Below are 21,543 nucleotides of genomic sequence, written 5' to 3' on the forward strand. Positions count from 1 at the left end.
CAACACAATATCGGTAAATTATTGAAGTTGCGTCTTTTAACCGCCAAAGCAATTGTTGAGGCTGCATTAGAGCGAACCGAATCAATCGGTGTCCATTTCATTACACAAGGAGTCAAAGAATGACAACAGCAGTTGCTGAACATGCAGCGATTAATTTCGTAGGAAGCCCTTTTGGATGGTTGCTTCTAGCCATATTTGTAGTGGGATACTATTTTATCGCTGCAGAAGAAAAATACCATATCGATAAAGCAAAGCCGGCACTCTTTACCGGAACGTTTATGTTTATTTTAATCGGTTTTTACTATGTTGGAGTTGGAGCCGATTTAACCCCTTTCGAACATGAAGTTGATCATTTAATTTTGGAAATTGCCGAAATTTTCTTCTTCTTATTTGTAGCAATGACCTATATAGAAGCATTGATTGAACGAGGTGTTTTCAGCGCTTTGCGTGCTAAACTGATTGCAAAAGGTTACAACTATCGAGAACTTTTTTGGATTACCGGATTACTCGCATTTTTTATCTCTCCGGTTGCTGATAACCTAACGACTGCATTGATTCTTTCAACTGTTTTGTTGACTATCGATAATAAAACGAAAGAGTTTTTAGTTCCAGGTGCGATAAATGTTGTGGTTGCGGCAAATGCCGGTGGTGCATGGAGCCCGTTTGGGGATATTACGACATTGATGGTTTGGGCAGCAGAAAAAGGCTCGTTCACTGATTTTCTTTATCTCTTTCCTGCTGCATTTACAGGGTGGTTGATTACTGCTTATTTCTTGAGTCGTTATGTTCCAAATATCGATCCGCTTGGAGCTGGAGATCCAGAGGCTGCAGCCAAGATTGAGATTCTAAAAGGTGGGAAAACCATCATTGTTTTCGGTGCGTTGACAATTGCATTTGCTGTATTAGGTAAGCAGTTTCTTCATCTTCCTCCGATGTGGGGAATGTTGTTTGGATTAGCAGTTTTGCAACTTTATATGTACTTTTTGAAGAAAAAACACAACCAAGATGTGAGTATTTTTCACGCTATGAGTAAAATTGAGAACAATACATTGCTATTTTTCTTCGGGATCTTGGCAGCGGTTGGAGCGCTTCACTTTACTGGATTCTTGGCTTATGCAGCACAATTGTATGTGATGTTTGATCCGACTATCGTCAATATTGGAGTAGGGCTACTTTCAGCGGTAGTCGATAATGTTCCTGTCATGTCGGCAGTGCTTAAAGCTAATCCGGCAATTGATCACGCTCAATGGATGTTAGTAACTTTGACCGCCGGTATCGGAGGATCACTCATCAGTTTCGGTAGTGCTGCCGGTGTTGGTGTTATGGGAAAAATGCATGGTATTTACACCTTTGCATCACACATGAAACTCGCATGGACGGTCATGGTGGGATATATTGTATCTCTCATCGTATGGTACGTCCAATTTATGATACTTGGTATCTATTAATCAAAATTAATCTACATTAGGGTACCCTTTCATAACGCAAAGGGTACTCATTCCCTCCCGATTATCTCCACTTAAAGGCTCTCCTTTGAAAGATGTCAATATTATCGTCCTTGATTTCGGTTCACAATACACTCAGTTGATCGCTCGTCGGTTACGTGAAGATAAAGTTTATTGCGAAGTACTCCCTTATCACACTAAAATAGATGCTATTAAAGCTAAAAATCCAAAAGGGATTATCCTCAGCGGCGGTCCTTCGTCTGTTTATAATAAAGATGCTTATGAAGTAGATCAAGGTGTCTATACTTTGGGTATCCCTGTTTTGGGAATTTGTTACGGTATGCAGCGTATTGCGGTTGATTTTGGCGGTTCGGTTATCCGAAGTGATCACCATGAATACGGCAAAGCGGAACTCACCATTGATATGACACAACATTCCGTCCTCTTTGAAGGGTGTGAAGATGAGCGTGCCGTATGGATGAGTCATTCAGATAAAGTGGATGTGTTGCCGGAAGGTTTCGTTCCGATCGCTTACTCACCGAACTCTCCGTATGCGGCCATCGCGAATGAAGAAAAAATGGTCTACGCGATGCAGTATCACCCTGAGGTTAATCACTCCGAAGAGGGGTATTTGATGCTCCGGAATTTCGCCCGAAAAATCTGTGGTATCACTGAAAAATGGGATATGGGACATTTCCTCAAAGAACAAATAGTCAAAATTCGTGCACAAGTAGGGGATGGGAAAGTGCTCTGTGCCCTCAGTGGCGGGGTTGACTCTTCAGTTGTTGCGGCATTGTTATACGAAGCAATCGGTGATCAATTGATCCCTGTATTTGTTGATAACGGCTTACTCCGAAAAGGGGAACGTGATTCAGTTGAAAATATTTTCAAAGTGCACCTCAAAGTGCCTCTCGTCGTTGCCGATGCATCTGAATCTTTTCTTAGCAAACTCGCGGGGGTAAGTGATCCTGAAACAAAACGCAAAATCATCGGACACACCTTTATTGAAGTGTTTGAAGCAGAAGCTAAAAAGCATGATGGAATCAAATTCCTCGCACAGGGGACATTGTATCCTGACGTCATCGAATCGGTATCGGTCAATGGCCCGTCTGTGACAATTAAATCTCACCATAACGTGGGTGGACTCCCTGATTGGATGGATTTTGAGTTGATCGAACCGTTACGTGATTTGTTCAAAGACGAAGTACGTAAACTCGGACTTGAACTGGGACTTCCTGATGGACTTGTAAATCGTCATCCATTCCCTGGACCGGGGCTTGGTATCCGTATCATGGGCGAAGTAAACAAAGCGGATCTCGACCTTCTCCGCGAAGCCGATGCTATTTTACTCGATGAACTCAAGGCAAGTGGCTACTACACCAAAACATGGCAGGCGTTTGCGGTACTTCTTAACGTAAAATCAGTCGGTGTGATGGGGGATAACCGTACCTATGATAATACGGTATGTGTCCGTGTCGTAGAGGCGGTAGATGGAATGACGGCAACGTTTGCTCATCTTCCCCACACGTTATTAGAACGTATTAGCCGTCGTATTATCAACGAAGTAGATGGGATTAACCGAGTTGTGTATGACATCAGCTCTAAACCGCCTGCAACGATCGAGTGGGAATAAGTCGCGCCTATGCGCCCCATCTATCTGATCTCCAAAACTCCTTATGAGGGAGTTATTCATATCCCCATACTCACGATCTCTTTTTTACACCCTGCCATTGATTTTATGGAATATGAAGGGGTTATACTAACTTCTAAACAAGCAATTTTAGCTCTTAAAGCCTATAGGGTTCCCTACTCAACTCTCCAGTGTATCTGCGTATCTGAAGGTACAGCTCAAGCAGCAAGAGAAGCCGGAGCGCTGAGTGTTGAAGTGGGCAATGGATACGGAAGTTCGATTCCGGATGTTTTGCATCAAAAAAAACGTCATGGTAAATGGCTCTACGTCCGTCCGAAAGTGATTGCTTCTGAATGGGTAACAACGGCGCGTAATGAGGGTTTTATGATTGATGAAGCGATTGTGTATGAGACAACATGTAATGAAGAAGCGAATGATTTTACCATCGCGGATGATGCTGTTTTGGTGTTTACTTCCCCATCATCCATTGAGTGTTTTTTTAAATTTTATCAGATCCTCCCCTCCCATAGTATTGTCGCTATCGGTACAACAACAAAAGATTCGTTTTTAAGTGCTAAAGAAGTCTTGGTAAGCCCCCAAGCCAGTGTTGCTTCAGCCGTAGAATTGGCACAAAAAATTGCCAAAAGTTCTTCCCGCTTTTAAGTATTTTGAGGTTATAATTCTATTCTCTGGGCGCAGCGAGTAACCGCAATATGAGGGTTCTACATATACAACTAGTCATGTCTGTAGATGTTTCGGTGTGTCGGTGATCTTGTTTGAGTGCTAACGCATGAGAGATTGCCGCCGGTAGAGACGCTCGATATGGCGCAATTACAGCTTTGAAGAACCAAAGCTACTGCGAAACGCCCGCCTGGGCTTTTACCTTATTTGAGAAACGTTAACGTGTTTTAGATAAGATAATTAAATTTTTTCAAGGTGATCTATGCGAGTAATGGTAATCGGAAGCGGCGGGCGTGAATTTTCAATTGGACGGGTATTGCAACAAGATCCTGAAGTCACTGAGCTTTTTTTCGCTCCCGGAAACGGTGCGACACCGATGCTGGGGACTAACGTCGATATTAAAGATTACGAAGCTCTCGCACAATTTGCTGTTGATAACTGTATCGATTTAACCATTGTAGGGCCGGAAGGTCCTTTGAGTGAGGGTGTAGTCGATGTGTTTAAAGCCAAAGGACTGGTGATTTTCGGTCCCAGTAAAGCCGCAGCGCAATTAGAGGGCTCAAAAGTGTATATGAAAAACTTTTTGGCCAAATACGCTATTCCAACCGCACGCTATATCGAAACCGATCACATCGGGGATGCATTCAAATTTATCGAATCTCTTTCCGCTCCGATCGTTGTTAAAGCCGATGGCTTGTGTGCGGGTAAAGGTGTGATCATCGCTATGAGTCACGAAGAGGCGAAAGTGGCTGTTTCGGAGATGCTCAGCGGAAAATCGTTCGGGGATGCCGGTAAACGGGTAGTCGTCGAAGAATTTTTAGACGGCTATGAACTTTCGATGTTTGCACTGTGTGATGGAAAAGATTTTATCCTCCTCCAAGCTGCGCAAGATCATAAACGTCTTCTCGATAATGACGAAGGACCAAATACGGGGGGAATGGGTGCTTATGCCCCGACCCCATTGGTGGATGATGTGATTTACGAAAAAGTAAAAGATCGTATCGTTCGCCCGACTCTTAAAGGGATGCAAGAAGAGGGGGCTCCGTTTGAGGGAGTCCTCTTTATCGGTTTGATGATTGTCAATGGCGAGCCGATTACGTTAGAATTTAATGTACGTTTCGGTGACCCTGAATGTGAAATTTTGATGCCATTGCTTAAAACGCCGGCGAGTGAACTTTTTTACAAAGCTGCTACCAAGCAACTCGATACTTTGAATGTTGAATTTTACGATAAATACGCTGTTGGTGTCGTTATGGCAAGTCGCAATTACCCGTATGATAATTCAGAACCTGCCGAAATTATCGTTGATGAGATTCATCATGATGAGATTGCTAACAATACCCATATCGCCTATGCGGGTGTTGCGGAAGAAGAGGGTAAACTTTACGCCACCGGTGGTCGTGTTCTCGTATGCGTCGGTGTGGGAGAGAGTATCAAAGAAGCGCGTGATCGTGCCTATATGCTCTGCGGACAAGTACATTTTGCCGGTAAAAAACTCCGTAGTGATATCGCGTATCAGGCACTTCGCTAATGGATGAACGCCTCGATTCCCTTTTGCAACGGGAGCAAATATCTCTTGCTTCAGTACGGCAAAGAGCAGGGGCATTTGGTATTGATGAGTTACTCTTATCTGTTATTATGGTCATTATTTTGTGGGAACCGATGTCTAAGGCTGAGACGATGGAAGCAATGATAGCGGTGACAAATAGCTTTTTGTTGGAATACATGGCAATTAAAATTCTCTATCAAACCTTTTTTACGATGCAATACGGAGCCAGTCTTGGAAAAATTGTGATGAAAATTCGTGTGATTGAGCTCTCAACACTCTCAAGCCCAAGTTTTTTAAGTGCTTTTAACCGTAGTGTTTTTCGTGTTGTGAGTGAACTTCTTTTTTATCTTGGATTTGTTTGGGCAATGCTCGATCCGTATCAGCGGAGTTGGCATGATAAAACAGCCCGAACTTTGGTGATTAATGCGTAACCTTTATTGGATCAGTTTGATCACCTCCTCACTGCTATTGGGGCAAGAACGTGTAGAACTTTATGGTGGTAATGTGGATGCAAACGGCTCCATTGCTACTGCGATTGGTGATCCGATTGCCCTTTATCAAGATCAGATAATGAATGCAGATGAATTGGTTTATGATCGTAATACAAGCATTATGGAAGCCAAAGGGAATGTGAATATTTTTAAAGGAAAACAATACCACATCATCAGTGATTATACACGTGTTGATTTGATCAAGGAAACCCGTTATTCTGCTCCTTACTATATGACTGATCAAGATTCTGGTACGTGGATGAGTACCGATGAAGCCAAATCATGTAAAAACGAGATTGATTTAGGCAGTGGGCTAGTATCTGGATGTGATCCAGTTGATCCACTCTGGAAAATACGTTTTAGCAGTGCCGATTATGATACTGAGGAGATGTGGGTTAATTTATATAATGCTCGCCTTATTGTCAACGATTTTCCCCTCTTTTATCTCCCTTATTTCGGCTATCCGACCGATAAAACACGGCGAAGCGGATTGTTGATTCCAACTTTTGGCCTCTCGAATTCAGAAGGATTTTATTATCAACAGCCGATCTACTTTGCACCTCAAAACTGGTGGGATGTGGAGCTTCGTCCTCAACTTCGAACCTCTCGTGGGTCGGGCCTCTATACCGATTTTCGATTTGTTGATACCGCTTCATCAGAGGGATCGATCCGTTTAGGCTATTTCAAAGAGCAGACTAAATATGCTGAGGAATACGATTTAGCTAATCTTAAACACTACGGATACGATATCAACTATCGACATCGTGCCCCTTTACGTGAATGGTTTGATTTAGAGCTTGAGGGTGAATCGGGTCTTTACGTTGATGGATCATGGATGAACGATGTTGACTATTTGAATCTTCAACAGAGTGACGAAACGCAAAATGTGACTGCTAATCAGGTGCTTTCCCGTATAAATGGATATTACAGCAGTGAAGACAACTATTTTGGAACTTACTTTAAACACTATCAGTATTTGGATCAAGAGAGTAATGCTCAAACAATTCAAACCCTTCCAAGCTTCCAATACCATCGTTATCTTGAGAGTTTTTTAGGAAATCACCTTCTCTTAAGCGGTGATGCAATGGCAACACACTTTTATCGTCCTGATGGAAAACGTGCTGTACAGGGCGATTTTACTGTTCCTTTGACATTTCAACGTGGACTGTTTGATGAATATCTTGATTTTAGTTATACCGCTACCGCTTTTTCTAATGTGATCGGATTTTACGGAAATGTACAATCCGGTGAAACGACCAATTATGAGAGAGGTCTTTATGCCCAACTTGACCATACGTTAGCATTTTCATCGACGTTGGTTCGACCGTATGAATCACTTACTCATGTTATTAGCCCATCGGTAAGCTATACTCTCGCAGGAGAGCGTTTTTATGAGGGGTATTATGAGAAATACCATGATAATGGAATGTGTGTTCCGGGGAGTAATGACGTTGCATGTGATTACTATACTTTAAATGAGCCAAGTGATACGCTCTCTTTCGGACTGAATAACTACTTTATAGAAGGTGGAAAACAATTTTTAGTTGATCGTTTGAGCCAAAACTTTCGATATGATGATCAGGGAAGCTATTATGGGGAACTTCAAAATGAGCTTGAATGGGAAATAACCACTGCTATTTCGTATTATAATCAGACGTCGTATAATCATGATCGCAATCGAATCACCAAAGAACAAAATACACTTCGCTATAATGATGGGGTTGTAACTGCTAATCTTAGCCATTACTATACCGATGATCTTAAAGGTGATCCCGCAAAAACTGAATACTCTAGTTATTGGACAGCGGATGCCTCGTATCAATACAACCGGTATTACCGTTTCTTTGGTTTGGTTGCTTATGACTATAGCGAAAAATTGATGAAACGGAATGAAGTTGGGTTCTTATATTCAACCAGATGTCTTGATTTTGGACTCCGCTACGTTCAAAATCGCCGTCCGATATTGACCAATATAACAGGTAACGGTTCTGTGGCCGATTCGTATATTTTTATCACCCTTATTTTAAAACCGATCGGCGGTTCGGATTTTAACTATAAACTCACCAGTAATTAAAAGAGGATTGCGTATGAAACTGGAAGCAAAAATTGGTCTTTTTGTCGTAATGGCTTTAGGTGCTTTGTTGTTTCTCTCTACCCAAGTAACATCATTGGGGAAATGGGGAAATGAGGGCTACCGAGTCCAAGCGTATGTGGAAGATGCTTCTGGTATAGAAAAACATACCCACGTTTTAATGAATGGAGTCACTGTTGGAGAGGTTGAGGAGATCACTATCGAAGGAAAGCGGGTTCGGCTTGCACTTATGATTGATAAAGAGGTCAAGATTCCCGATGATTCATCGGTTATTGTGACGCAAGAGTCTCTTCTGGGGTCAAAAGTGCTTAATATCGTTGTTGGGGATTCTCCATCTACGCTAAAAGCTGAGGGGGTAATGTCACAATCTAAGCGGTATGCTTCATTCGATCAAACCAGCGATTCGGTCAATGCTGCTGCAAAAGAGTTGGAATTATTGCTCAAAGATTTCCGCTCAACACTTGATGATGAACACCGAGCCGCGATTCAAGAGATGATCATGGCATTTCGTAATGTTGGGGTGAATCTCGATGGTGTTATTGTTGAAAACAGAGATGATTTGCATGCGGCGATTACCAATTTTAAAGAGATGTCTGCTGGCTTTGGAGAGAGTGCCGATACGATTAATAAAGATCTTCCGGCAATCATGGCACGTATCAATTCACTTTCCGCACGTCTTGATAATATCAGCGGTTCGTTGGAGCACAAACTCCCCGAAGCAGTCGATAAATTTGTCAAAATAGAAGATAATGTCAGTGTTATTCTAACAGAGAACCGTAGTTCATTCAAAGATACGATTGCAAATGCCGGGTCTTTTTTCAAAAGTGGAGAAGAGGCTTTCGGAAAAATTGATTCCATGTTGAGTAATTTTACAACCAGTGAATTGCAAGTGGCAATGCATACTGATTACATGATGCGTGATCAGTATGGAAAAGTTTATCTAGGGGTAACGTATCTCCCTAATCCTGAAACCTATTATATGTTTGATTTGGTCAGTACCGATGATTATTCTCGTTACGATACGAATCCTCCGGGTAAAAATATCAAAGGGGAGACCTATTATTCTCTCCAATACGGTAAACGTTTCGACAATACGTTACTCCGTTTTGGGGCGATTGAATCGACTGGCGGTGTGGGATTTGATTATTTTATGAATCATGACAAATTAAAATTCAGTGCCGAAGCATTTGATTTTAATGCTGTGAATGACATCCGTGGAACACGTGCACATCTTAAAGCCCAAGTACGTTACCAAATGCTCAAACATTTAGAACTTTACGGTGGGTGGGATAACTTTCTTAATCCACAGTCTCAAAACATCTTTCTTGGGTTAGGACTGCGCTTTATTGACAACGATCTTAAATACACCATGGGTGCTGCTTCGATGGCACGATAGGTGGATGCATGAGAGCACGACGCTATTTGTTTAAAGACCGCTTTGATGCTGCCGTACAATTAAAAGAACTTCTTCCGATTGATCGGATGAAACATGAGTCGTGGAGTTTGATCGCGGTATCTTCGGGTGGCTTAATCATTGCCTCTGAAATCAATAAACGGTTAAAGCTCCCGATGGATTTTATTTTTTCAGCCGGTATCACTGCCCCTCAAAACCCTGAGTGTGAACTTGCACGGGTGAGTGAAACTGAAGAGATTGTGATTCATCAGGCTCTTGTGGATGCGTTTGATATACAAGTCGATTATATTTACGGTGAGGCAAATCGTAAACATGAAGAGAAAATCCTAAGCGCAATCTATCAATACCGTAAGGGTGAACAGTTTAAATCCATGAAGGGAAAAACCATCCTCCTGATTGATGAGGGGAGTGAAACGGGGCTAAAATTAATGTGCGCGATTAAAACTGCTTTTGCCCAAAAAGCAAAAGCAGTTTATGTTGCAGCGCCGATTATGCCTGTAAGCATTGTAGAAGCACTGGACCCGATCGTAGACGGTGTGTTTTGTTTACAAGAGATTGATGATTATATCGATACGGGGTACTACTACCACGAATTTGAGACCGTAGATGAAGAAACGATAGAGACTATATTGGAGAGAAGAGATGAATTACAACGTTGAATTAGCATTAAAAAATAAAACCGAAGCGTATGCTTTTAATCAAGTTGCGGCGCAAGCCAACGGGGCTGTGTGGCTGAGATGTGGAGATACGGTTATTTTAGCAACCGTAGTTGTTGATGAAACCGATTTTGTGGATGAGGATTTTTTACCGCTCACAGTTCAGTACATTGAGAAAAGTTATGCTGCCGGTAAATTTCCGGGTGGTTTTATCAAACGTGAAACCAAACCAAGTGATTTTGAGACGTTGACTTCTCGGATCGTTGACCGATCACTCCGTCCATTGTTTCCGAAAGGATTTGCTAATCCGATCCAAATCACCGTTATGGTTCTGAGTGCTGATAAGGAAGCCGATTTACAAGTCTTGGCACTTAATGCCGCATCTGCAGCACTTTATGTATCCGATATCGATATTTTTAATTCCGTGAGTGCGGTACGTGTCGGTAAAATCGATGGAGAGATCGTTTTCAATCCAACCCGAAGCCAACTCGAACAAAGTACCCTTGATCTGTATTTAGCGGGAAGCAAAGAAGATATGCTCATGATCGAGATGCAAACCCTCGGAAGCGATGAGATGGAGATACTTGAGATGGGAATGATCGATCCGATGATTGATCCTGCTATGAGCATCCCTGCAATACCAATCCGTGTGTCGAATGCAATGCACGAAGATGAACTGATCCGTGTTCTCGCATCGGCACAAGAGGCATTATTCGAATCCAACAGCGCGTATGAGGCTGCTTTTCAACCGTTCGCATCGGCACCATTTGAGATCCAATATGTCATCAGTGAAATGAATGGTGAGATGATAGAGTATGTCCGTGCCAATCACACGGATGATCTCAAGCGTGGGATCAATCAAATGGCAAAAACAGAACGTTCTACCGCACTGCGTACGATCCGTAAAACCATTATGGGTGAAAAACCGGAGTGGAATGAACATGATTTGAAGAAAGCGATTGAATCGGTGAAACGCTCCATGGTACGTACGCAGATTTTGGATGAAAAAGTACGTGCAGACGGTCGCGCTTTGAATGAAGTGCGTCCGATTCGTATTGAGACGAATGTATTACCAAGTGCACACGCTTCAGCACTCTTTACCCGTGGTCAGACACAGGCTTTGGTCATTTTGACCCTCGGCGGTGCAAAAGATGCCCAAATGTTCGAAAACCTCACCGACAGCGGTACCCAAAATGAAGGGTTTATGGTTCACTATAACTTTCCGGGATTCAGCGTCGGAGAACCATCTCCGATCGGTGCACCGCGCCGTCGCGAATTGGGACATGGTAATCTTGCTAAACGTGCGTTAGAGGGTTCATGTGTTCGTAATGGGCAAACGATCCGTCTGGTTTCCGAAATTTTAGAATCAAACGGTTCTTCATCCATGGCTACTGTATGCGGTGGTTATATGGCGCTTCGTGCCGGTGATATTGAGATGGCAGATCCGATCGCCGGTGTTGCGATGGGGATGGTTCAAGAGGGGAACCGTCACGCGATTTTGACCGATATTATGGGTCTTGAAGATCATGATGGTGATTTGGATTTCAAAGTTGCGGGTTCCAAAGAGGGTATTACTGCAATGCAGATGGATATCAAGCTCGGGGGGATCCATTTGGATGTTCTCAAAGAGGCACTTTACCAAGCTAAAGATGCACGTGGGCATATTATCGACATAATGCTCAGCAGTGAAGATCATATCGAACTCAATGAGGGGACATTGCCAAGTACCGATCTTTTCCACATCGATCCGAGTTTTATCGGCGATATTATCGGGCAAGCGGGAAAAACAATACGTGAGATTATCGAGCGTTTCGACGTAACAATTGATATTGACAAGAAAAAAGGGTCCGTTAAATTGACCGGTAAAAATCGTGACGGCTTACGCGGTGCACGCGATCATATCGAAGGGATCATTAGTGGCGCAACTGTGGTGGAAAAAGTGGAGTACAAAGTAGGTGATATCGTCAAAGGAAAAGTGAAAAAAATCGTCGATTTTGGCGCATTTATTGAACTTCCAGGTGGAGTGGATGGATTAATCCATATCTCTAAACTCTCTGATGGACACATCAGCCGTGTTAGTGATGCGGTGAGTGAGGGGGATGAATTGATGGTTGAGATCGTCGAATTCAAAGGAAATAAGATCGGGCTGGGAAGAGCTAAGTAATCTTTTAGCTCTCTATAACTATAATTCCATCCACAAAGTGATAAGTAGGGACACTATCCGAACAGACTTTGATTTAAATACGGAGATTACTCATGAAAAAAGTTCTTTTTCTTATGCTCGCTCTTGTTGCTTCAGTATTCGGTGCTGAAGAAGCGGTAGCGGTTGTTGAAGCAACTGTTGAAGCTGCACCTGCTGTAGCTGCTGCATCTGCAGATGTTGCTAACCAAACATTGAAAGCGTATTCTATGATCGCTGCTGGTGTTGGTCTTGGTTTGGCTGCACTTGGTGGAGCTATCGGTATGGGTAGCACTGCTGCTGCAACTATCGCTGGTACAGCTCGTAACCCAGGTCTTGGCGGAAAATTGATGACTACTATGTTCATCGCTCTTGCTATGATCGAAGCACAAGTTATTTATACACTTGTTATCGCTCTTATCGCTCTTTACGCTAACCCGTATTTGGTTGCGTAAGTTTTTTACCTCTCTTTCGGTCGGCTCTAGCAGCTGACCACCTTTTTTATGCGGTCGTGGTGGAACGGTAGACACGCTACCTTGAGGTGGTAGTGCCTTACGGGTGTGGGGGTTCAAATCCCCCCGACCGCACCATTTTTACTCTATCCTGCGAACTTTCAAATAATTCTTTTTTCTTTATGACTGTTTTGACTCCAATCAAATCAATACTTTCTATACCTACAAAATATTCTTCCGTTGTTGTATAATCATTTTACTCTAGTTTAGGATTGTCATGATGTTACTTAGTGATCTTGTTACCTATAAAAATGATCAACTTTCCTCTGATTCTTCGTTGCACGATGCGATTGAGAGAATGGGTAAAGAGGGGATTAGTCATGTCGTCTTGATTGAAAATGACATATCAGTAGGTGTATTGACACTCAGAGATATTATAGGTCTTTACCGTAGCAAGATTGAGGGAGATAAAAAAGCGATTGAATATGCTACTTATCCCACTATCTCAATTCATGTTGATCGTCCTGTTGAAATGGCCGTAGAACTCATGATAGATTATGAAATCCGTCGATTGGTATTAATCGATGAGCATGGAAAATACCTTTCAACCCTTACCCAAAGTGATATTTTGGCTTACTATGAGAGCGAAGTTCAGACTGTCCACGAAGTTTTTCAGTGTTTAAATCGCCGCAACTTGGCCATTACCGTAGAACATGATGTTAGTGTTTATGACGCTATTAGTTTAATGCAACATAAAAATAAAGATGTTGTGATCGTAACACAGCAAACTATACCTGTAGGTATTGTGACAGAACATGATGTATTGGAATTGGCGTATCGCAGAGTAGATAGCAGTGAATCTATCGCTCGCTTTATGCATTCTCCGATCATAACGGTTGAATTGAACGAAAAGATACATCACGCCATCGACATTATGAAAGAGCGTGATATCCATCATTTGATGGTCCGTGGGAGAGCTGAAGAACTCTATCTATTAAACGAAAAAGATATGGTCTTAAATTACAGTACAGCATTGGAAATGAAGCTCGAATCCAAACTCCGTGACAGTAAAGCGACCTATAATCTTTTGGGCCTTGCATTTTGTGAAATTATAGATATCGGTGAAGATCAGATCATTAAATGGTTAAATGCGGAAGCGATGATGACGTTTCAGGTAAAAATTGATGATTCTGTTTCAAAAATATTTCCACCAAATATATGGAAATCTTTTATGAATACGTTACGTCTTCATGGTGGAGTTGATAAAGCTAAAGTTGAAATAGGGAATCGTGTTTATGAGGTGACATTAATTGAAGCTGAGGTGAATGAACAGAGGATCATGAAACTGTTTCTTAATGACATTAGTGAACTCGTCCGTTTAGGTGAAGAGTTACGTCGTTCTTTGGAACATACGATTGAACTCGAGCAGGAGAAGAGTAAGCTTTATTTGAATGTTGCATCGGTTATGTGTTTGGCTCTGAATCGTGAGGGGAAAATTGACTTGATTAATCCAAAAGGGTGTGAAATACTAGGGATTAGTGAGGAAGAGGCGATTGGAAAAAATTGGTTCGATACTTTTGTGGTACGTGAACAGCTGGACCAATCTAAAGGTATTTTTCGAGAAATGATGAATGAGCAACGCGAGATTGTAGAGTATTTTGAAAATAAAATACGGACCAAAAAGGGAGAAGAGAGGGTTATTGCATGGCATAACGCATTGCTGCGTGATCGTGATGGAAAAGCTGTAGGGACATTTTCTTCAGGTGAAGATATTACCCGTCTTCAAGAGTCAGAGCGTGAACTAGAACGAATCACTCATTATGATGTACTTACAAATCTCCCTAATCGATTATTGCTAAATGTGAGATTGAAGCATTCGATAGAACGTGCAGAGCGGGAAAAAACAAAATTAGGGGTACTCTATGTCGATATTGATAATTTCAAAGATATCAATGAATCGTACGGTTATTTTGTAGGGGATGAAGTGATTCGTGAAGTTGCTGTGAAAATGGGGGCAATCATTCGTCGTGAAGATACTATCGGTCGAGTCGGAGGGGATGAGTTTATTATTGTTTTAGAATCACTTCAAGATATGCACGAATGTGATCGAATACTTAAGGAGATCATGCGGGTATTTGAAGAGAGAATTTATGATTTTCAACTTAGTGTAAGTATGGGGATAACGATTTACCCAGATGATGGTGAAGATGCGCAGGGACTACTTAAAAATGCGGATATTGCTTTACGTCGAGCGAAAGAAGCAGGGCGAAATAACTATTGCTATTTTGCCCAAGAGATGAGTGTCAAGTTGTTTGAGCGTGTCTTAATGGAGCGGGAGTTACGCCGAGCCGTTGATGAAAAAGAGTTTGTGGTTTATTATCAGCCACAAATCGATCTTGTATCGGGTCGAGTGATCGGGGCCGAAGCATTGGTACGATGGCAACACCCATCATTAGGGATAGTGCGTCCTGATATGTTTATCCCTTTGGCAGAGTCGAATCAATTGATTATTCCGATTGGTGAGCAGGTATTGGCCCAAGCGTGCGCGCTAACAAAACGTATTATCGATGAGGGGATTTTTGAGGGGAGAATATCGGTCAATGTTTCGGGAAAACAGTTTGAACGTCCTGATGTTGTAGAGACATTGAGTCATATTATCGATGAGAGTACTTTGGCACACAAATATGTTGAGTTGGAAATCACTGAGAGTGTTTTGATGGGTAATCCTAAAGTATTGGGGCAAAAGCTGATTGAACTCAAGGCTCTTGGGATTGAAGTGGCGATTGATGATTTCGGAACAGGGTATTCGAGTTTGAGCTATCTAAAAACGTTTCCGATCGATAAACTAAAAATCGATCAATCCTTCATTCGTGGATTAGAGAGTGATGAACAAGATAGGGCAATCGTCAGAGCGATCATCGCTATGGCCGATGCTCTAGGGCTTAAAACAATCGCTGAGGGGATTGAGGAAGTCCCGCAATCTTTGCTATTAAAAGAGTATGGATGCCAGCAGGGGCAGGGTTATATGTATGCAAGACCGCTCAGTGAAGAAAAATTTGTCGAATTTTTAAAGTATAATGAGATATCCAAATCATAAGGATTAAACATGGCCTATATTACCCAACTAAAACATTTGATTCAAAACGAGTTGATTCCCGATGTGGAAGAGCATATTGACGATATTTTCGAATCGATTGCCTCTCAAAAAGATGCAACAGTCGAAGAACGTGCGCAACTAGAAGATATGCAAGCCCTGCGTGATGAATACAAAGAGCTCTTAGGTGAGCTTAGCAGCGGACAAATCGACGAAGAAGAAGCAGAACAACTCTACACCGAACTTACCTCCATGCGCGAGGGAGAAGGGGACGAAGAGGATGACTATTATGATGAAGAAGACGATGAAGACGAAGACGACTACGATGAGTTTGATATTGATGCTGAAGACGATCAGTATTAATGGCTGCGTTCGTACTTCTTGATACGGAGACGACGGGGGCGGGGGATAATGATCGGATCATTCAGTTGGGTTATATGGTACTCGATGGCAAAAAAGTTGACGTCTACAACGATATGTGCTCGGCTGAGGTTCCTATCGGATACGGTGCGATGGAAGTGCATGGTATTACCCCTGATATGATTGAGGGGTTACCCTCATGCGTCGAAACAAAAGCCTTTAAAACGCTTTGTGAGCTTAATACCCCCGAGAATGTTCTCATTATTCACAATGCACCGTTTGATCTTGGGATGTTGGCAAAAGAGGATTTTACCTCTAACATGAGACTTATCGATACCCTCCGTTGTGCCCGTCATTTGTTTGAGGATGAGGAAGCTCATCGATTACAGTATTTTCGGTATCGATTAGGATTGTATAAAATTGAACAAGCTGAAGCCGATGCACTCGGGATTGTTGTTAAAGCGCATGATGCCATCGGGGATGTATTAGTACTCAAACTCTTTCTCACGGAACTGCGTAAGCGGCTTCAGGAGCGTTTTGTCGGTGTCAATCCGATCGACAAGATGGTGGAGTTGACGCAAACGCCGGTGTTTTACACACGGCCGCTGAAATTCGGAAAATACAAAGGGAAAACGCTTCAAGAGATTGCTGAAGCTGACCGTGGGTATCTCACATGGATGCTGGGTAATATGGATAGCCTCGATGAGGATATGCGTTACAGCATCGGACGGGTATTGGAATAAGTCTGCCTCGTAGAGGCAAGCGTTTGCCTGCACTTTGCTAGGCTTTTCGCTTCGCTGCATGTGCCATAGCGGCTAGCGTAACCAAAGGGATTTGATTCCTTTGGTGTTCAAAATAAAATAGCTTAAAATGTAGTTTTTGTTGATGTTGCAATTTCGCTGAGGCGATAGGCGGCGTCTACATGACCACTTTTCATCGCCTTCTTCCACCACTCCATCGCTTTATCGATATTTTTTTCAACCCCTTCGCCGTAAAAATAGATCATTCCCATATGAAATTGTGCTTCAGGATCGCGTTTGTAGGCGGCTAATGGGTAGAGAAGCTCATGCGCTTTAATGTAATCTCCCGCATCATAAGCGGCAATTCCTTCGTAAAGTTCTTCCATCGTTAAAATCCTTTTAAACTATTGGCGACATTATACCTTTGTGTGAATTTTTTTAGAGTCTCTGAATATAATACGCGTTATGAACTATGAAGCATTAAGCGGAGAATCGATTTTACTGTTAGGGAAAACCCGTGCACTTAACTCTGAGGAGTTTGATACTCTCCTCAAACTTCATAAAATCACCCGTGTAGGGAGTTACAGTGAAGATGTCGCCCTCATTATCGAGGGGCGGATGATGAATCCGTATGAACAAAGCGAATCGGCCCGTCTGTACGAAGAGTCACAGACACCGATTGTGGAACTCTCTCCTTTCGAAGAGTGGCTATGCCGTTCCATCGAACCCAATCGGTTGCTGATGAGTCTCAAGCTCTCTCGTAATCAAGAACGCCTTGTTGATTTCTTGCAAAATCCCTACATCACTGACGAGCTTTTTTTCAAACTCCTCAAACTCTACGATTGGCAAAACGAGGGATTATTTGATAATGACACCAATCGTGATGTAACCGCATCGATCATCGGGCGGTTTTACGCTGATTTGGATCGTAATCATAACGTGCAGTACGCGATGAGCGGGTTGGCGCATTTGATCGAGCGGTATGGAAACCCAGAACTGATTAATGCCATCATAGAACTCTCGCCGATCGCCAATGAAATCAAAAATCCCAAAGATCGCTCTTTAAACGGAGTCTTGGATGCGATTGCGCTTCACCCTGATACGCAAGAGAGTATTTTACGTCTGTTGTTGGAGGAGCGGGCGGTGTTGTTGGCTCATCGGGAGCCATTGGGATTGGAGAGAGAATTATTGGCACTTCAAAATGAAGAGATCAATTCACTGCTCGCTCAAAACGCTACCCTCTCACGTGAGGGTGCGTTGCAGCTAGAAAGTGCCTATCCCCAGTTAATCGCATCGAAAACACTGCTGGATGAGGATCGTTTCGAGCGGTTGTTGGAGAAGTATGCTGCGAATTTGGCAGCGAATCCGAGCCTTTCACCCGCAATGCAGCAGAAACTCTATTCTCTTAATGATGATCGAGTATTGGGAGCACTCGCTTCCAACCCTATGACGTTGAGTGAGATTTTGGGCCACCTTTTTGAGAGGGGAGAATTTTCCGATTCTCTCGCTTCCAACCCCTCACTTTCTAGTGATAAACTTGAATCGCTTGCTTCTAGCACAGATCCTGAAGTGTTGTCAGCACTTGCCGCTAATACGGCAACACCGATAGATACACTCTATCAGCTCTCACTCGATCGGCGGTTTGAGAGGGCGGTGAAAACAAACCCGACTTTTGGAAAACACATACAAACTCATAATATAGGATGGTTCTGATGCGCAGTTCACAGGCGAAAATAACGGTAGAATCTCTCATCGAATCGCAAATTCCAACCTTTTTGTGGGGGGCACCGGGGATCGGGAAATCCTCGATTATCAAACAGATCGCCAAAGAGAAAAATTTAGAGTGCATCGATTTACGCCTCTCCTTGCTCGATCCTACCGATCTTAAAGGGATTCCGTTTTATGAGAAAGAGTCCCATACCGCACTCTGGGCGCCGCCCTCATTTTTACCGCGTGAGGGGGAGGGGATACTTTTCCTCGATGAGCTCAATGCCGCCGCCCCTGCCGTGCAAGCTTCGGCGTATCAGCTGATACTCGATCGTAAAGTGGGGGAGTATATGCTTCCCGATGGGTGGTCAATTGTCGCGGCGGGAAATCGTGAGGGGGATCGCGGGGTCGTTTATCGTCTCCCCTCACCGCTGGCCAACCGATTCGTCCATATCGAGATGGAGGTGAGTGCACTAGATTGGCGGGAATGGGCGGTAAAATCGCGCATTGACCCTCGTCTGATTGCTTATATCGGGTTTAAAAATAGCGCATTATTTGGATTTGATCCTCTGAAAAATCTCCGCAGCTTTGCGACGCCGCGCAGTTGGGAAGCGGTTCATAAAATCCTCCGAAGCCCCTTGCCGCAAAACCTGCTTCTCGAAGCGATCAGCGGAGCGGTGGGGGAAGATGCGGCGGTCGATTTTCTGGGGTTTTGTAAGATCATGGATCACCTTCCTGATGTGGATGCGATATTGCGCGGCGAAGAGTGTGACGCGCCGAGTGAACTCTCTACCCTCTATGCCCTCTCCAACGTCCTTGTATCGAGATTATTGCAAACTCCGAATGAAGAAGCTCTTTCGCATGTGTTGCGCTATACCTTGAAACTCAAAAACGAATTTGCCGTCCTCATCGTCCAAGACCTACAGCGTCAGGGTGTCGCGATGGAGCATCTGGATGCGTTTGGCGAATGGGTTGAGGCCTACGCGTATCTGCTATGATCGATTTTTCTCCTCTCAAAGCCAAACTCCTCCTCGATTATCCTTTTTTTGGGACGATCGCGAGCGGTATGGAGAGTTTAGTCAACGATAACATCGAGAGTTTTGCTACCCGTGAGGGGCGGTTTGAGTATCGTGAGGGGTATATGGAGTCACTTGGTGATGCAGAGCGGATGTTTGCCCTGTGCAACGCTGCACTACATGAGGCGTTGAGTCATACTCAAAGACGGGGGAACCGAAGTCCATGGCTGTGGAATATGGCGTGCGATTACGCGATTAATACGTTGCTGATCGAGAGCGGTTTTACACCGCCTCCTGCAATTACCTACGATAAACGGTTCGGTAATCTGAGTGCCGAAGAGATTTATCATGAGCTCTCAAAAGAGTTTTTAGATCAGGAACAAAATGACCGAGACAGTGACGAGGGGCGAGACGACGATGGGCTAGATGAAAAGCTCTCTCGTGCACAGCGTGAAAAACGCTCCGAGGAGGCGCTGGAGAAATCAGACCCCCTCAGCGAAGCGATCCATCACTTGATCCAACCGAACAAAAAATCTCTCATCGATTGGCGTAGTGAACTGCGAGAGAGTGTTGGGGGGTATTATGTCAGCGATTACACCCTCATCCCTCCGAGTAAAAAACTCCTTTATGACGGCGTCTATCTGCCGGGGGTACATTCGCGCCATTTGGAGTTGGCCATTGCGATTGACAGTTCTGGATCGGTTGATGAGGTACTGCTTGCTCAGTTTATTGCCGAGGTAGAATCGATCACCGAACTGTTCGGCTCCTATAGTATCGATCTGATCGTTTGTGATGATCGAATCCGTTCCCATGTACGCTTTGAGCGGGGAGAGGCTATCAGCTATACTCTCAGCGGTGGTGCGGGGACTGACTTTAGAGCGGTATTCGAGCTGATCGAGACATGGATGTATGGACCGAAGGTGTTACTCTATTTTACCGATTTGGACGGAAAATTCCCCCCGTATGAGCCGCCGTATGAGGTGCTTTGGATTGCACCTATCGAGGCAGAAGTACCGTTTGGGCGAGTGATCGAGTTAAAGGATAAGAATGATTGAAAAAGCTCTTGGTATTTTAGAAACCTCCAACCTCTTTATCACCGGCGGTGCGGGATCGGGGAAAACGACCCTCACGCGTGCGCTGATCGAGGATGCGGTTCAAAATGGCAAATCAGTTGCCCGTCTCGCTTCGACGGGGATGGCGGCGACGCTGATCGGGGGGCAGACCCTCCACAGTTTTTTTGATCTTGGGATCGCTAACTCTCAGGAAGAATTAGAGCGCAACGGCAAACTCGACCCCTCCAAAAAGATCATTAAACTAATCCGTTCCATGCAGATCATCGTTATCGATGAGATTTCGATGGTGGGGGCGCCACTGCTGGATATGATACGCCTTCGTTTGCTCCAAGCGGAATTTAGCGGACGGGTCATCGTAGTCGGGGATTTTTTACAGCTTCCACCCGTGACGCGCGGGAATGAACCAATCTATTTCGCCTTTGAATCCCCCTCATGGGAACGGTTGGGATTTGAGACGCTCCATTTGGAGGGTTCATACCGTACTCACGAGGCGGAGTTTTTGAGCCTACTCGAAAAAGTACGTCATGCCCGTCTCGATGAGGAAGCGCATCAAGCGCTCGAAAAACTGGTAAAACCGCTGAGTGAGGATATGTCTACGATGACATTGCTGTTTGGTAAAAACATCAGTGCACAGAATCATAACCGCTCTCAGTTGGAACACCTAAACGGCGAGATTATCGAGGTGGAGACCTATGTAACGATCCATGATAAAAAGATGCAGGAACGCGATGTCGAGCGGTTTATGATCGAGAGCCGTATCGAGTCTGTTTTGGCTCTGAAAGTGGGTGCGCCGATCCTCTTTACCCGTAATGCGTGGAATTATTATAACGGCGAGCGGGGGATGATTACGTCCATAGAAGAAGAGGTCATTTGGGTCAAAAAAGCGGATGGGGTGAGTGTTAAAGTAGAGCGTGTCGATACTACCAAAACGAGATGGGTCGAAAAGGGCGCTTCGGCTACGGAA

At 43.8% G+C, this 21,543-nt stretch carries 18 protein-coding genes and 1 tRNA gene; 18 read left to right on the forward strand and 1 reads right to left on the reverse strand.

Annotation, left to right across the window (positions count from 1 at the left end):
* Positions 1-119: 119 nt before the first annotated feature.
* From nhaD to PHR02_RS08835, 14 genes are all read left to right on the forward strand, one after another.
* Positions 120-1,448, forward strand: a complete 1,329-nt coding sequence (gene nhaD, locus PHR02_RS08770; RefSeq protein ID WP_299991182.1) for a sodium:proton antiporter NhaD — start codon at positions 120-122, stop codon at positions 1,446-1,448.
* An 85-nt stretch (positions 1,449-1,533) separates the two neighbouring features.
* Positions 1,534-3,078, forward strand: coding sequence for a glutamine-hydrolyzing GMP synthase (gene guaA / locus PHR02_RS08775; protein ID WP_299991184.1), 1,545 nt, complete (start codon positions 1,534-1,536; stop codon positions 3,076-3,078).
* A gap of 9 nt (positions 3,079-3,087) precedes the next feature.
* On the forward strand, positions 3,088-3,738 hold the full coding sequence (locus PHR02_RS08780; protein ID WP_299991186.1) for a uroporphyrinogen-III synthase: 651 nt from the start codon (positions 3,088-3,090) through the stop codon (positions 3,736-3,738).
* A 280-nt stretch (positions 3,739-4,018) separates the two neighbouring features.
* Positions 4,019-5,287: a phosphoribosylamine--glycine ligase gene (gene purD, locus PHR02_RS08785; RefSeq protein WP_299991189.1), complete on the forward strand. Its 1,269-nt coding sequence runs from the start codon at positions 4,019-4,021 to the stop codon at positions 5,285-5,287.
* Positions 5,287-5,736: an RDD family protein gene (locus PHR02_RS08790; RefSeq protein WP_299991191.1), complete on the forward strand. Its 450-nt coding sequence runs from the start codon at positions 5,287-5,289 to the stop codon at positions 5,734-5,736. Before purD ends, PHR02_RS08790 begins: the two co-directional genes overlap by 1 nt.
* Positions 5,729-7,870 (forward strand): LPS assembly protein LptD, encoded by a 2,142-nt coding sequence (gene lptD / locus PHR02_RS08795; RefSeq protein WP_299991192.1) that lies wholly within the window; start codon positions 5,729-5,731, stop codon positions 7,868-7,870. The genes PHR02_RS08790 and lptD overlap by 8 nt, the downstream gene beginning before the upstream one ends.
* A 13-nt stretch (positions 7,871-7,883) precedes the next feature.
* Entirely contained in the window at positions 7,884-9,284 is a 1,401-nt protein-coding gene (locus PHR02_RS08800) for an MlaD family protein (RefSeq protein ID WP_299991194.1), read from the forward strand.
* Positions 9,285-9,292: 8 nt separating this feature from the next.
* A complete protein-coding gene (locus PHR02_RS08805) occupies positions 9,293-9,961 on the forward strand; it encodes a phosphoribosyltransferase family protein (protein WP_299991196.1) in 669 nt (222 codons plus the stop codon).
* Positions 9,945-12,122, forward strand: a complete 2,178-nt coding sequence (locus PHR02_RS08810) for a polyribonucleotide nucleotidyltransferase (RefSeq protein WP_299991199.1) — start codon at positions 9,945-9,947, stop codon at positions 12,120-12,122. Before PHR02_RS08805 ends, PHR02_RS08810 begins: the two co-directional genes overlap by 17 nt.
* A gap of 92 nt (positions 12,123-12,214) precedes the next feature.
* Positions 12,215-12,592: a F0F1 ATP synthase subunit C gene (locus PHR02_RS08815; RefSeq protein WP_299991201.1), complete on the forward strand. Its 378-nt coding sequence runs from the start codon at positions 12,215-12,217 to the stop codon at positions 12,590-12,592.
* Between the two features lie 50 nt (positions 12,593-12,642).
* Positions 12,643-12,727: transfer RNA gene (locus PHR02_RS08820), tRNA-Leu, on the forward strand.
* Positions 12,728-12,866: 139 nt separating this feature from the next.
* A complete protein-coding gene (locus tag PHR02_RS08825; protein WP_299991202.1) occupies positions 12,867-15,686 on the forward strand; it encodes an EAL domain-containing protein in 2,820 nt (939 codons plus the stop codon).
* Between the two features lie 9 nt (positions 15,687-15,695).
* Positions 15,696-16,046 carry a hypothetical protein gene (locus PHR02_RS08830; protein WP_299991203.1) on the forward strand — a complete coding sequence of 117 codons (351 nt, stop codon included), beginning with the start codon at positions 15,696-15,698 and terminating at the stop codon, positions 16,044-16,046.
* A complete protein-coding gene (locus PHR02_RS08835; protein ID WP_299991205.1) occupies positions 16,046-16,786 on the forward strand; it encodes an exonuclease domain-containing protein in 741 nt (246 codons plus the stop codon). The genes PHR02_RS08830 and PHR02_RS08835 overlap by 1 nt, the downstream gene beginning before the upstream one ends.
* Before the next feature lie 122 nt (positions 16,787-16,908).
* On the opposite strand, the gene PHR02_RS08840 is transcribed toward PHR02_RS08835, so the two are convergent.
* Complete coding sequence (locus PHR02_RS08840) at positions 16,909-17,169, reverse strand: hypothetical protein (protein ID WP_299991207.1); 261 nt, start codon at positions 17,167-17,169, stop codon at positions 16,909-16,911.
* Between the two features lie 79 nt (positions 17,170-17,248).
* On the opposite strand from PHR02_RS08840, the gene PHR02_RS08845 reads away from it, so the two are divergent.
* The 4 genes from PHR02_RS08845 to PHR02_RS08860 form a co-directional block, all read left to right on the forward strand.
* Positions 17,249-18,496 (forward strand): hypothetical protein, encoded by a 1,248-nt coding sequence (locus PHR02_RS08845; protein ID WP_299991208.1) that lies wholly within the window; start codon positions 17,249-17,251, stop codon positions 18,494-18,496.
* Entirely contained in the window at positions 18,496-19,488 is a 993-nt protein-coding gene (locus tag PHR02_RS08850; RefSeq protein WP_299991211.1) for a MoxR family ATPase, read from the forward strand. The genes PHR02_RS08845 and PHR02_RS08850 overlap by 1 nt, the downstream gene beginning before the upstream one ends.
* The gene (locus PHR02_RS08855; protein WP_299991214.1) at positions 19,485-20,561 is read left to right on the forward strand and encodes a VWA-like domain-containing protein; all 1,077 of its coding nucleotides are present in this window, start codon (positions 19,485-19,487) and stop codon (positions 20,559-20,561) included. Before PHR02_RS08850 ends, PHR02_RS08855 begins: the two co-directional genes overlap by 4 nt.
* The coding region (locus PHR02_RS08860) for an AAA family ATPase (protein WP_299991216.1) at positions 20,554-21,543 on the forward strand (990 nt) is incomplete at its 3' end. The genes PHR02_RS08855 and PHR02_RS08860, both read left to right, overlap by 8 nt.

It is taken from the genome of Sulfuricurvum sp. (assembly GCF_028688295.1).
In the GTDB taxonomy this organism is placed as follows: domain Bacteria; phylum Campylobacterota; class Campylobacteria; order Campylobacterales; family Sulfurimonadaceae; genus Sulfuricurvum.